The following is a 13,487-nucleotide window of genomic DNA, read 5'->3' as shown; positions in this document are numbered from 1 at the left end:
TTGCCTCTTGCTCGACTAAAGCCCCAAAAAGAGGGGCTACAAGGGCCGGAGCCGACCCCCTGCTTGCCGCGCCGCCTTTGGTATCATCTTGGTTTTGCGACCTGGTCGCAAAACCAACTAAATACGGTTTAGTACATTCCGCCCATACCGGCAGCTGCCGCCTCATCGGCGCCAGGTGCAGCCGGAGGTTCCGGCTTGTCAGCTACTACCGCTTCGGTGGTCAAGAACATGCCTGCGATCGAGGCCGCATTCTGCAAAGCAGAACGAGTAACCTTAACCGGGTCAGCAATATTGCTCTTGAGCAGATCTTCATACTCGCCATTGGCGGCGTTCAGACCCTGACCAGCCGGCAGGTTGGCAACCCGTTCCGCCACTACCGAGCCTTCCAGACCGGCATTCTCGGCGATCTGGCGCATCGGGGAGGACAAAGCCACCCGAACGATGGAAGCGCCAGTTTCTTCGTCGCCCTCAAGCTTCAAGCCATCCAGAGCTTTCAGGCCGGACTGCAGCAGGGCAACCCCACCGCCAGCCACGATGCCTTCTTCAACTGCCGCTTTGGCGTTACGAACTGCGTCCTCGATCCGGTGCTTACGCTCCTTCATTTCCACTTCGGTGGCGGCACCGGACTTGATCACTGCTACCCCGCCAGCCAGTTTAGCCAGGCGTTCTTGCAGTTTCTCGCGATCGTAGTCAGATTCAGTGTTCTCGATTTCCTGACGAATCTGCTTTACGCGAGCTTCGATATCTTCGGCAGCGCCTGCGCCCTCTACGATAGTGGTTTCATCCTTGGTAACAACCACTTTGCGTGCCTTGCCCAGCATATCCAGCTCGGCATTTTCCAGGGTCAGACCCACGGTCTCAGAAATGACCTGACCGCCGGTTAGAATCGCCATATCCTGCAGCATAGCCTTGCGACGGTCACCGAATCCCGGAGCCTTGACCGCAACGGTCTTAAAGGTGCCGCGGATCTTGTTCAGCACCAGGGTAGTCAGGGCTTCCCCGTCTACGTCCTCCGCAATAATCAGCAGCGGCTTACCGGTAGCCATTACCTTTTCCAGTAGTGGCAACAGGTCCTTAATCTGGGAAACTTTCGATTCCACCAGCAGGATGTAGGGGTCTTCTAGTACCGCTTCTTGACGATCCGGGTCAGTTACGAAGTAACCAGAGATGTAGCCCTTATCGAAGCGCATCCCCTCGGTAACTTCCAGGTGAGTACCGAATGAGTTGGAATCCTCAACGGTAATAACGCCTTCATTGCCCACCTTTTCCATGGCATCCGCAATCAAAGCCCCAATTTCGGGATCGTTGGCGGAGATAGAAGCGGTAGCCGCAATCTCGTCACGAGTTTCAACTTCTTTCGCATCAGAGTGCAGCTGATCCACAACTGCCTGAACCGACTTGTCGATGCCGCGCTTAAGAGCAATCGGGTTTGCCCCGGCAACTACGTTGCGCAGTCCCTCGCGCACTAGCGCCTGAGCCAATACGGTTGCGGTAGTAGTACCGTCACCAGCCACATCATCGGTCTTCTTAGCGACCTCTTTGACCAGCTCAGCACCAATCTTTTCGTACGGATCTTCCAGCTCGATTTCTTTAGCTACCGACACGCCATCCTTGGTGATGGTGGGAGCGCCCCACTTCTTTTCCAAAACCACGTTGCGACCACGCGGCCCTAGCGTTACTTTCACCGTGTCAGCCAGGGTGTTTAGCCCCCGCTCCATTCCCCGGCGAGCTTCCTCATCAAAAGCAATAATTTTGCTCATATGCTTTTATTCCCTCCATCGCGGCGCTACTGCACCACGCGGTTAGATCTTTGATCCAGCCTTGATGCCCGCGACGGACGAGGACGCTGCGCCGATCCTGTCTCGGAACATTGCCCCCTCATCAAGAACTCGATTTTTATCACTCTCTAGGTTCGAGTGCTAAATACGATTTTGGCACTCTCCTAGGCCAAGCGCAAACTATCGCCCACAACAGGGACAAAATATCCTGAGAGAGAAATCAGCCACCCCAAAGGCACACCCGTGCCGAGCCTAAAAACAGCAGATAACTAGTCAAGGAGATAAACGGCGATATCGGTATCCCCAATTTGAAACTTGCCGTTACTGGCGTCGTAAACGCGGGAAATGCCCGCAACTTTAGCGGCTTCCTCGGCAGCTTTCCGATATTCTTCACCGCGATACAGCACCGTTGAACCTTCTAAACCGCGAGCCCGCGAGTTAGTCGCTACCGGATTATTAAAGCCCGCAGACTGTAATTCTTCAGCTACTTGTTTCGCCCAGCCCGATCGATTAGAAGCATTAAGCACCCAAACCCGTACATTTTCTTTATCGGAGCTACCCGCACTTGCCCCCGGACTCTCGCTCACATCTGGCGAGGTAGTGCTATCAGGTTTATCAATTTTGGTGGGACTATTACTGGGAACCGTAACACTAGCGCTAGCACTGGGGGTGGCAACCGGCTTAACATCGTGGATTTTGCCGGTAGTTTTCATCAGCGCTACCCCGCCCCAGGCTAAAGCCGGACCTAATACCAACACAATCAAGATTGGTAGCAGGGTTTGCCAGCGTCTAATCGGACGGCGATGAGCACCCGAGGGACCTTCTTCACCCATCGAGTCGAATTCATCTGGCGGAAACTCTTGTTTGCTCACAAGCCCACATTAACCGCATCTGGATACCGGCAGCCTACCTGCCACGCCGATAAACCATATTTGCCCCTCCTGGTTTATCTGCGTACACAGGGTAAAGTAGCAGCATGAGTAGCAACCTGGAAAAGATCATGCACCCCTCCTGGGTACCAGCTATGGAGCCGGTAGCAGGCAAAATCAGCGAGATGGGTAAAATGCTGCGCGAGGAAGGAAATAACTATTTTCCTGCAGGCAAAGACATTTTTCGAGCTTTCACTTACCCATTTGATCAGGTAAAAGTGTTGATCGTGGGACAAGATCCCTATCCCACCCCGGGCAATGCAATGGGACTGTCGTTTTCGGTAAAACCGGGAGTTGCCATTCCGAAGTCGCTACAGAATATTTTCAAAGAGCTTCAGGAAGATCTGGGTTGTTCTCTCCCCAGCAGTGGGGATTTGCGACCCTGGGCAGGGCAGGGCGTAATGCTGCTAAATCGGGTACTCACTGTCTCCCCCAATGAAGCCGGGTCTCACCGGGGTCGCGGCTGGGAAGAGGTAACCGACTGCGCTATTTCTGCCTTGGTGAAGCGAGATCGTCCCCTAGTCGCCATCTTATGGGGCAAGCAGGCACAATCTTTGCGTCCCGCTCTGAAAGACACTCCTTGCGTAGAGTCTGCCCACCCCTCACCTCTGTCTGCTTCCCGAGGATTCTTCGGTTCGCGGCCGTTTTCGCGTACCAATTCCTGGTTGCAACAGTTAGGTGCAGCTCCGATAAATTGGCAACTTCCTTAACTCCTTATCCAAATCGTTACAATTAGGCGCAGACAACATAAAGTAGGACACGTGAGTTCACACAAGAAGAGCGCGAAAGAGTATATGGGACGTATTCGCCACGCTAATAACCCGCCTTATCCTCCTAAGATACGACGTGCTTTGTCCTGTGCCTTGGTGTTTCTACTATCGTTTTCTTTAGCGGCAGGCCTTTTGATTTACTCCGACTTATCCGGGCGGGTAACCAATCTAGGCGCCTCTTCTTTACTAGGGCGAACTCCCCCGGATTCCTACGACGGGCGCGCCCTCAATATTTTGATAATTGGTTCTGACTCTCGATCCGGTAAAGGTAACCAGACTTTAACTAATAATGACGATCCCACTGAACGCTCCGATACCACGATGATTATGCATATCTCGAAGGATCGTTCCCAGGTAAACGTAGTTTCTATTCCTCGAGATCTAATTGTCGACATTCCTTCCTGTCAGCGTAGTGATGGCAGCAGTTCTGAACCTCAAAGAGCCCAATTTAACTGGGCATATTCGATTGGATCCTTAGGTGGTGACCGCGCCTCGGCGGTAGTGTGTACCTGGAAAACAGTGGAAAAACTCTCCGGGATGCGTATTGATGAATCCATAGTGGTGGATTTCAATGGCTTTTCTTCAATGATCGATGCCCTAGGGGGAATCAACATTTACGTCCCCACCAAGATAAAAGACCAGAAAAACTCCGGGCTAGAGCTAGAGCCTGGCTGTAAGCATTTCGATGGTAAACGGGCCTTAGCCTACGCGCGAGTGCGCCACGGAGTCAAAGGATCCGATGGCTCCGATATCCAACGTATCCAGCGTCAACAGGCAGTTATGGGTATCATGATGCGAGCTGCCTTAAAAAAGAACATGTTTACATCCCTGAATCAGCTTTATGGCTTCGTAGGTAATGGTCTAGGGGCTTTGACCGTATCCGAGGGACTATCTTCGGTTTCCCAGTTAAGCGGGTTGGGGTGGTCTTTACAATCACTTAAGCCAGATAATCTGCTCTTCCTCACCCTCCCGGTCTACGAGGCTCCCTTTGACCGGAACCGTCTATTGCTTTCGGAAAAGAAAGCCGAGCCGATTTGGGATTCCTTCATAAATGACACTCCCCTACCTGCCGGGGTAGAAGTGCGAGACGGGAACGGTAATGTTCGCACTATTACCGAACAGACCCCTGCTTCCCAGACCCCGCAGGACAGTTCTGCCCCTTCTGCTACTCCCAGTCAGACCCCCGAGACTTCGGAGTCTACTACCCAAGAATCGAAGCCAGCACAGGACATGAGGCAAAGCGGGTCACTTAATTCCAAATTAAGTCCCGAAGAACTAGCGGAACTACAACGTAAATGCGAAGCACGAAATTAAAGCACCCTCCGGTCAACAGTTAGGAAGCAAATAACTTGAGTCAGCAGAACCTACCGGAATCTTTCCCGCCTCCCAATAGGCGCCGCCCCCGGCCAAGTCAATCAGTTCCGCCCTCCTACGCTCCACAGCAAAGGCGGCGGCGTTCTGCTGTTTCCGCCAATCCCACTTCGGACTCCAATCGATTAGCCAGCAATTCCGAAAGCACTTACTCCGCCCCGGATCTTCCTTCGCGCCCGGCGATCTCCCGGCGCCTCAAAGATCAAGGGGGTAGCCCCGCTCCCTCCAGTTCAAAGGCACAAGAAATTCCCATACAGCCACGCTCTGAGTCCCGTTTTGCGGGACGCACGGTTCCTACCCGCACCCGGGTAATGCCCGCAGATCGTCTGCCGGTAGACTCTAGCTCGCGTCAAAGACAAGTCGCCGCTCCCAAACTGGAGCCTATCCCGCCTTCCCGCTCGCCGCGGATTCCTCGTGCCCATCTCCCTGCGCGTCGAGTTTTTAAATGGGCACTCACTGTGCTCGTTATTTTCGTTATCGCCTGGCCGCTGTACCTGTGGTACCTCGTGGATTCTCAGCTGAACCGAGTTGATGCCCTTTCAGCGCTACCAGCTAGTGAGGGTGAAACTTGGCTCATCGCCGGCTCCGATCAACGTTCCGATGGCAGCGATGGGGGCGTGAAACAACCTTGGGTTCAAGGCGCCCGTGCCGACAGCATCATGTTGCTACGCAAAGTTAATGGGGTAGCGGAACTGGTATCCCTACCCCGTGACACCGCAGTGGAAATTCCTGGGCACGGCCTCAATAAATTAAATGCTTCCTATGCATTCGGCGGACCGAAACTACTGGTAAAAACGGTGGAGGGTGTAAGCGGCGTCAAAGTAGATCACTATGTTGAGGTAACTATGGGGGCGGTTACCCAACTAGTAGACGCGGCAGGCGGGGTGGAACTCTGTCTCGACTATGATGTCGCCGATGCCGATTCCGCTTTGAAATGGAAGAGCGGCTGTCACCAGGCCGACGGGGCAACTGCGTTGGCATTTTCCAGGATGCGGCACCAAGATCCGCGTGGGGATATCGGCAGAGCCGAGCGTCAACGCCAAGTGGTTTCTAAGCTGTCGCGCACCCTCATCACCCCTTCGACCTTCCTTAACCCCCTAAAACAACGGAACCTAGCAAACGCAGGGGCAAGCAATCTGACTTGTGATTCTGATTCGGGAGCCTGGGCACTGGGTAAGATGCTGTTTGCCTATCGCAGCGTCTCCAGCAGTGACCTCACCGGAGTTCCTCCCATTGCCAGAATGGCTTATTACCGCGGTGGACACGGGGCTATGGTGCTCTTAGATCAGCAGAAAACTCCCGGTTTCTGGTCTGCTTTCAAACAAGGTACTCTGCAGCCTAGTCAATATCACCAATTCCAGTAGCCTGGCTAGGAAACGGCGCCGGCCAATAAACCTGGCCAGATAGAGTCCAAACCCGGTTTATTGGTAGCAATCAGAGTCCTGGAACTCCCCAAACTATCGCAGCCGGGGAAGAACAAGCAGCAGTTACCGACTGGCTTAAGCGCCTGAAATCCGATCTGGCCCGGCCTGCCAAGCACTCCAGGCAGATTCAAGTATCTCCTTGACTCCGTATTCTGCTTTCCAATCCAAGTCAACGCGAATCCGCGTAGTGTCCCCGATTAGCTGAGCGGGATCCCCGGCGCGACGAGGCTGCTCATCGGCTTCGAAATCAATCCCGGTAACTTGCCGCAATCCCTCTACAATTTCTTTTACGGAAGTACCTTGCCCAGTGCCCACATTGAAAGTATGGTGTTCCATCTCTTGCCCGGAAGCAACGTAATCAAGAGCATGTAAATGCGCTTCAGCCAGGTCTTTTACGTGGATATAGTCGCGCACGCAAGTACCATCGGGAGTGTCATAATCACTACCAAAGATAGCTGGGTGTTTGCCCTGTGCCAGACGTTCAAGCACCATCGGGATCAGGTTTAGACGAGCGGGATCACCCAAATCATCCCACCCAGATCCGGCAACATTAAAGTAGCGCAGACCGATCCAACGCAACCCCCAGGCACGTTCACAATCTGCCATCATCCATTCCCCAATCAGTTTGGTTTCCCCATAGGGATTAATGGGTTTACCGGCAAGTTCTTCCGGCACCACGGGTACATCTGGCTGCCCATAGACTGCCGCTGAGGACGAGAAAATCATTTGCCGAACCCCGGCATCACGCATAGCGGACATCATATTGGCCAGTCCCCCAACGTTCTGCTGGTAATACCACATGGGTTTTTCTACCGATTCCCCCACCTGTTTACGCGCAGCAAAATGGATAACTGCCGTGACGTCCTCGTCAATGAGGGTTTGGAATAGAGTCTTACGGGCACCAGAACTGGAAACATCAAGTTGCACCAGTTTCGCGTCCCCAATCCGGGTAGGACTACCGTAGGAGAGGTCATCAACGACGACTACCTTTTCTCCACGTTGCTGTAAGAGACGAACCACATGGGCGCCAATATAACCGGCACCTCCCGTAACTAAAATACTCATAGTTACAGGTTACTTCAGCAGAGGGCTACTGATACCCCTAATCGGGATTTCTTGGGTAAATTTAGTCAGATTTTAACTACTATCTAACTTCAAAGTTCGTTAAAAATAGGTTAGAATGGACTGAGGAGTATTGGTTTAACCTGAGGTTGGACGGGAGGTGACCCCAGATGCGTGATGCCGCGTCTAAACGACGGATTGGCGTGCAGGTAACATTAGCAGTAATAGCAGTATTCCTTGCTCTGGGAACCCTAATCATCGCCCCCACTACCTCCATCGCGGGAGCCGTAAAACCTACCTACGAAATCACGCTAACACCGGTAAACCCCCAGCCCACCTCCACCACTCCTACCTCGGATTACGATCCGATAATGCCCGGCCCTTCCCCTACTCCCACCTTTAACGGTCCGCGCATTATTCTGTCTTTACGTCCGGTACAACCCGGACCATCGCCGGTTCCCACTTTCAACCAGACCACTTCGCCCTCCGATACCGTGCAACCTGTGGGAGTCGCTCAGGATTTACGACGCGCCTCTGCTTCTGGCTCCTTTGCCTGCGGTTTACGCACCGATGGTACCGCCCGCTGCTGGGGGGTGAACGATTCTGGCCAGCTGGGGATCCCTATAACCCGTCAGCCAGCCATAATGCCGCAGACCATCGCGAATCAGCCGGTGAAGTTTACTCAGATTTCCACCGGTCGGGAATACACCTGCGGTCTGGGCACCGACAAGTTGGTGTACTGTTGGGGCGATAATTCCTTTGGACAACTGGGACAGGTTAAATCCCGTACCCAATTGTCGGGATCCTTCAATCCGCTACGGGTAGGGAACCTGGCAGCAGATACCGCCCAAATTGCTACGGGAGGGCGTCATGCTTGCGCCCTTTCCAACTCCGGAGTGCTTTCTTGCTGGGGAGCCAATGAAATGGCGCAGGTTGGCAACAGCACTAACATCGGCAATCAACTAAAGCCGGTAGCGGTAATGACCAATGTGAAAGAGGTTGCTACCGGTAACGACCATACCTGTGCACTCAAGCAAGACGGCACGGTTTATTGTTGGGGAGTAAAAGCTGGCTGGGACGGCTGGAATGACCGCCTGGCAGTAGATTACCAGCTGCGGCCGGCACCGGTTTCAAATATGAAGTTTGTTTCTCTGCGTGCCGCCGGGGATCGCAGTTGTGCAATCAGTGAAAACAAGCGGCTTTATTGTTGGGGAATCAATACCGATGGTCAGGCAGGTAAGCCTGGCGATATGTTCACTAGGGGCAAGATGTTGCAGCCCGAGCTGATCAGTTCCCTTCCACAAGTCAGCCAGGTTTATCTGGGCTATTACGGAGGCTGTGCAGTTACTTCCAATGGCACTACCTATTGTTGGGGACGCAATGACTTCGGACAACTCGGGCCAGGCATTGCTTTAACTAAACGGGTTGCCCGCAGCAATACTCAGATCGTCGGGGCTGCTCCGGCAGTCAGCGGTTTAGATGCCCGCCTGGGGGCAAATGATCGTTCCACTATCTTCATGGGCAGTACCTTTACTTGCATGTTAGACAAGAAGAACAACATGTACTGCGTAGGCAATTGGGCACAGGGACAGCTGGCAGATGGGCGGCGCAGCGATCGGCTTTCGAACGCACGAACCGCGCAGATTACTCCGGTCTATTCCCGTCTGTAGTCTTAAGTTGTGGGAAAACTATACACCTATCTGGCTGCCCCGGGACGCCTGACTAGAATTATTAAGTTCTGCCTGGTAGGCGGGATGAACTACCTGGTTGATGTGTCGGTTTTCAACCTGCTAATGGTAAGTTGGCTTTCCTCTCATCCTTTGACTTCCAAGATTTTGGCCGCCGCGGTAGCCACCGTGTTTTCTTGGGTGGTAAACCGGCAATGGACTTTCCGCAGTCAACGCACCGATAACCGCCTGCAAGAGTTTATCGGCTTCGCGGTAGTTAACGTGCTCGGAATGGTACCTGCAGTGATTTGTCTGGGTGTCAGCCACTACCTGTTGGGGTTTACCTCGCTGCTTGCTGACAATATTTCTGCCAATATTATCGGATTGATTTTAGGAACTATTTTACGGTTCTTCCTTTATGAACATCTGATTTTTACCGGCAGGAAATAACGATAGTTACCGGAGATTCTTTAAGGACGGGTCTATAAATAATATCTGACAGGTGCGCCCAGTTAGGACTAAGGGTCAAGAAAGATTTCTCGATATCGAGAGGCACCTTACTTCCTGCATTTATATAGGTATTTTTAAGAAATCTTTTAGTGGCAGATGCCACCTTAAAGCGTTAGGGTTGAAACATAAGTCTAGTTGGCTTGACCGACCGGGAGCGGTCGGTAGGAAAACAATTCTCATCGAAGGAGAATCACATGGCAGAATGCTGCTGCAAGAAACCTGTTACCGTTACCGTTACCGGCGCTGCCGGTAACATCGGATATGCCCTCCTGTTCCGTATTGCCTCGGGCGCTATGCTGGGTCCCGATCAGCCCGTAAAGTTGAACCTACTGGAAATCCCGCAAGCAGTTAAAGCTGCAGAGGGAACCGCAATGGAGCTTAACGACTCGGCATTCCCGCTACTGGCAGGGGTAGATATTTACGATGATCCCAACCAGGCCTTTGCCGGGTGCTCCTATGGACTTTTGGTGGGAGCTCGCCCCCGCAGTAAAGGCATGGAGCGGGCAGACCTCCTAGCCGCCAACGGTGGCATTTTCGGCCCGCAAGGCAAAGCTATTAACGATAATGCTGCCGATGATATTCGCGTACTGGTAGTCGGAAACCCGGCGAACACCAACGCCTACATTGCTTCTAAGTCGGCTCCGGATGTACCGGCAGAGCGTTTCACCGCTATGATGCGCCTGGATCACAACCGCGCTATCTCCCAGCTAGCCGAAAAGACTGGCGCGGCAGTCAAAGACATCAAGAAGATGATCGTATGGGGTAATCACTCTGCTGACCAATACCCTGACCTCACCTTTGCTACTGTAGACGGCAAGCCGGCTCCAGAACTGGTTGATGAGGCTTGGTTGGATGACTACTTCGTACCTACCGTAGCTAAGCGGGGCGCTGCCATTATTGAGGCACGGGGCGCTTCTTCGGCCGCTTCGGCCGCTTCGGCCGCTATCGACCATATGCACACCTGGGCGCTAGGTACTCCCGAGGGCGACTGGTCTACTTTCGCCGGTCCCTCTCACGGAGAATACGGAGTTCCCGAAGGCCTCATCTACGGTATGCCCGTCATCTGCAAAGACGGACAGTACCAGGTAGTGGAAGGTCTGGAGCTCCCCGAAAAGACCAAGCAGCATATCGTGGCTAACGCGAAGGCAGCTGAAGAAGAAATCGCTACCGTTAAGGAACTGGGAATCCTTTAAACCCCTTTTTGCTTACCTAACCTTTTGAGGTCGGGTGGAGCTAAATTATTGGGGGTGGGCATATTGCCCACCCCCAATATTCGTTTTTCAGGACAACTGATTAAGACCAGGTATAACCGCTCAGCCCAGGCAGGTTAGATTTTCTCCATCGGTGCTAGACGTAACAAGAGCCGTTTGGTTACTCCCCCCGCGAACTCTACTTTGGCGCTCTTAGAACGACCCCGCCCTTCAATGGCGATCACCGTACCTTCCCCAAATTTGTCGTGGCGCACCCGATCTCCCGTACCGACCTCAACGGCTTTACCAATAGAAGCATTGGCATCGGTACGTGCCCCCAGCTCAGTTCCCAGACGTTTCACTTTGCCGGTTTCGCGTCGCGAAATCTTACCGGTTCCGCCTGCTCCGAATGCCGGTCCGGTGGCGTCCTCATCCCGATACTTGCCAGTTCGATACTGGTAGTTGTTCTCACCGCGACTGCGGTACCCAGAACTGTTTTTGCGTCCGCGAGAACTGCTCCCCCAACTGCTCCCGGAGCTCCAAGAGGAAGAGGTATCGAAGGAAAATTCAAACTGCCCGTTACTCTTACTTAACTGGTCGGGTTGATCCATTAACTCGGTCGGAACCTCCAGCAAGAACGGAGACAGCGGCTGCCAGCGGGTTTCTCCCCACATTTGTCGGTTGTGGGCGGCCGTCAAATATACTTTTTGCTGCGCGCGGGTAATCGCCACATACGCTAGGCGCCTTTCTTCCGCCATTTCCCCGGCCTCTCCTAAGGCGCGCGAATGCGGGAAAGTACCTTCTTCTAATCCGGTCACAAACACCACCGGGAACTCTAAGCCCTTCGCCATATGTACGGTCATCAAAGTGACTTGTCCTCGCTGGTCACCTGGGAGTTGATCCGCATCGGCCACCAGAGCCACCCGCTCCAAAAAATCCACCAAGGTACCTTCCGGTTCATCTTCGCTAAACTGGGAAGCCACGTTATAAAATTCCGAAAGGTTATCCAAGCGTACCCCGTCCTGGGGATCCTTTGATCCCTCCAAAGACTTCAAATATCCCGACTCGGTCAGTACCGTCTGCAAACTTTCCTTCAACGGTGCGCCCTCGAGATAGGATTGCCGGGCAGAAACTAAGCAATCCCAAAACTGAGCGATACTGGTGCGCGCCCGGGGGGTAAGTCCGCTAATCTCGGCGTTATCGGGCACCGTTTCGCTCATCCCCGAAAGGTTGGTATCCGCAGCCGCACTAGGACGCTGTTCCCCCAGCTCCTGCAGCCATACTAAAGCTGCCACTCGCCCCAGGGATACATCATAGGTATTCGCCGCGGCCTGCAGTGTCGCTTGTGCCTTGTTACCCAAGGAACGTTTGGGAGTGTTGATCACGCGGGTAAAAGACACCGCGTCATCGGGATTAACCACCAGCTGCAAATAGGCGATCGCGTCCTTGATTTCTTTACGTTCATAGAACTTGGTGCCACCAATAATCCGGTAGGGAATCCCCGCATGGGTCAAAGTTTCTTCTAGGAGGCGCGAGTGAGCATTTATCCGGTAAAAAACCGCAATATCACCGTAGGTATATCCCGCGCCTACCAGATTATTAATTTCTTCCACTACCGAAAGTGCTTCATCACGATCAGCTGCAGATATCCGTACTCCTACTTTTTCGCCCTCGCCCGAATCAGTCCATAACTTTTTCTTGTGCCGACTCTGGTTATGCGAAATCACCGCGTTAGCGGCCGCCAAAATATTCCCACTGGAACGGTAATTTTGTTCCAGGTAGATAGTGCGTGCCCCGGGGAAATCCTTTTCAAATTCTTCGATATTGCGCACAGTGGCGCCCCGGAAAGCGTAGATGGATTGGTCAGAATCTCCAACTACCGTAAGTTCCGCGGCAGTGACCGGCTCGCCCTCTAGCTGTTCCGGTTGGTTAATTGCCGCACCGGCTACCCCAGACAGCAACTTGACCAGCACGTACTGTGCATGGTTAGTATCTTGATATTCGTCAACCAGCACGTGACGGAAACGGTGACAAAAACTCGCCTGTACCAGGGGATTCGTCTGGAACAACTGTACCGTGCGCATAATCAAATCATCGAAATCTAGGGCATTAGCTGCATTTAGGCGCTGTTGATACACCGGGTAGACCTTCGCCACTACCTCGGCATCTGACCCCAGACCCGCACTCGCGAGGTAGGTGTCGGGGTCGATTAAGGAGTTCTTTAAATCAGAAATGCGATTTTGAATTTTCTTAGCTGGATACCGTTTGGGATCAAGCTGTAGCTCTTTTAGAATCATGGAAACCAAACGGGTAGCATCCGCTTGATCGTAAATCGTAAAAGAAGCCTTAAGGTTAGCAGCCTCGGCGTAACGACGTAGGATTCTCACGCAAGCAGAGTGAAAAGTTGACACCCACATTTGGCTCGCTTGTGGTCCGATCAGAGAACTAACCCTTTCTCGCATTTCTGCAGCCGCTTTATTCGTAAAGGTAATGGCTAAGATTTGCGAGGGATACGCCCTGCCGGTAGCCAGAAGATAGGCAATACGGCGGGTTAAAACTCGAGTTTTCCCGGATCCGGCTCCCGCCATCACCAGCAACGGCTGGCCTTGATGCTCCACGGCTTGCCGCTGGGGCTCGTTCAAACCTGAAACAATTTCTTTCGGGTCGGAGGGAGCAGCGGGTGAGGACGGATGCGAACCTGCCGCAACTGCGCCCGGAAGCAGGGTTTGAGACGTGGGGGTATCAGCAGAAAAAAGCGCGTTAAAATCTATCATTAAACTTAAAAT

Annotated in this window: 10 protein-coding genes; 6 read left to right on the top strand and 4 right to left on the bottom strand. The window is 53.1% G+C overall.

The genetic code is table 11. The features are described from left to right. Positions 1 to 128: 128 nt before the first annotated feature. Together groL and RDM26_RS04290 are read right to left on the bottom strand one after the other, a co-directional pair. Complete coding sequence (groL, locus tag RDM26_RS04295; protein ID WP_307737787.1) at positions 129 to 1,760, bottom strand: chaperonin GroEL; 1,632 nt, start codon at positions 1,758 to 1,760, stop codon at positions 129 to 131. 287 nt (positions 1,761 to 2,047) lie between these two features. After that, entirely contained in the window at positions 2,048 to 2,650 is a 603-nt protein-coding gene (locus RDM26_RS04290; protein WP_307737786.1) for a LytR C-terminal domain-containing protein, read from the bottom strand. 104 nt (positions 2,651 to 2,754) lie between these two features. On the opposite strand from RDM26_RS04290, the gene RDM26_RS04285 reads away from it, so the two are divergent. From RDM26_RS04285 to RDM26_RS04275, 3 genes are read left to right on the top strand one after another with little or no spacing between them, the layout of a single operon-like run. Further along, complete coding sequence (locus RDM26_RS04285; protein ID WP_307737785.1) at positions 2,755 to 3,417, top strand: uracil-DNA glycosylase; 663 nt, start codon at positions 2,755 to 2,757, stop codon at positions 3,415 to 3,417. Between the two features lie 51 nt (positions 3,418 to 3,468). Further along, positions 3,469 to 4,791, top strand: a complete 1,323-nt coding sequence (locus RDM26_RS04280; RefSeq protein ID WP_307737784.1) for an LCP family protein — start codon at positions 3,469 to 3,471, stop codon at positions 4,789 to 4,791. A gap of 35 nt (positions 4,792 to 4,826) precedes the next feature. Further along, a complete protein-coding gene (locus tag RDM26_RS04275) occupies positions 4,827 to 6,212 on the top strand; it encodes an LCP family protein (protein ID WP_307737783.1) in 1,386 nt (461 codons plus the stop codon). A 135-nt stretch (positions 6,213 to 6,347) separates the two neighbouring features. Here RDM26_RS04275 and galE read toward each other — a convergent pair whose 3' ends face one another. Further along, complete coding sequence (gene galE / locus RDM26_RS04270) at positions 6,348 to 7,337, bottom strand: UDP-glucose 4-epimerase GalE (protein WP_307737782.1); 990 nt, start codon at positions 7,335 to 7,337, stop codon at positions 6,348 to 6,350. A gap of 167 nt (positions 7,338 to 7,504) precedes the next feature. Between galE and RDM26_RS04265 the strand changes: the two genes are divergently transcribed. The 3 genes from RDM26_RS04265 (at position 7,505) to RDM26_RS04255 (ending at position 10,704) form a co-directional block, all read left to right on the top strand. Then, positions 7,505 to 9,004 (top strand): hypothetical protein, encoded by a 1,500-nt coding sequence (locus RDM26_RS04265; RefSeq protein WP_307737781.1) that lies wholly within the window; start codon positions 7,505 to 7,507, stop codon positions 9,002 to 9,004. 9 nt (positions 9,005 to 9,013) lie between these two features. After that, the gene (locus RDM26_RS04260) at positions 9,014 to 9,451 is read left to right on the top strand and encodes a GtrA family protein (protein WP_307737780.1); all 438 of its coding nucleotides are present in this window, start codon (positions 9,014 to 9,016) and stop codon (positions 9,449 to 9,451) included. 254 nt (positions 9,452 to 9,705) lie between these two features. After that, positions 9,706 to 10,704, top strand: coding sequence for a malate dehydrogenase (locus tag RDM26_RS04255; RefSeq protein WP_238128418.1), 999 nt, complete (start codon positions 9,706 to 9,708; stop codon positions 10,702 to 10,704). 134 nt (positions 10,705 to 10,838) lie between these two features. Here RDM26_RS04255 and RDM26_RS04250 read toward each other — a convergent pair whose 3' ends face one another. Continuing rightward, positions 10,839 to 13,475 carry a UvrD-helicase domain-containing protein gene (locus tag RDM26_RS04250; protein ID WP_307737779.1) on the bottom strand — a complete coding sequence of 879 codons (2,637 nt, stop codon included), beginning with the start codon at positions 13,473 to 13,475 and terminating at the stop codon, positions 10,839 to 10,841. Between the last annotated feature and the right edge of the window lie 12 nt (positions 13,476 to 13,487).

Source organism: uncultured Varibaculum sp. (assembly GCF_902489465.1).
Taxonomy (GTDB): Bacteria; Actinomycetota; Actinomycetes; order Actinomycetales; family Actinomycetaceae; genus Varibaculum.
The sequence above is the reverse complement of the archived record's forward strand: the minus strand, read 5'-3'. Positions and strand labels throughout refer to the sequence as shown.

Coding starts and splice junctions, on each gene's coding strand:
- RDM26_RS04255 (WP_238128418.1), top strand. CDS start 9,706: ATGGCAGAATGCTGCTGCAAGAAACCTGTTACCGTTACCGTTACCGGC.
- RDM26_RS04285 (WP_307737785.1), top strand. CDS start 2,755: ATGAGTAGCAACCTGGAAAAGATCATGCACCCCTCCTGGGTACCAGCT.
- RDM26_RS04265 (WP_307737781.1), top strand. CDS start 7,505: ATGCGTGATGCCGCGTCTAAACGACGGATTGGCGTGCAGGTAACATTA.
- groL (WP_307737787.1), bottom strand. CDS start 1,760: ATGAGCAAAATTATTGCTTTTGATGAGGAAGCTCGCCGGGGAATGGAG.
- RDM26_RS04250 (WP_307737779.1), bottom strand. CDS start 13,475: ATGATAGATTTTAACGCGCTTTTTTCTGCTGATACCCCCACGTCTCAA.
- galE (WP_307737782.1), bottom strand. CDS start 7,337: ATGAGTATTTTAGTTACGGGAGGTGCCGGTTATATTGGCGCCCATGTG.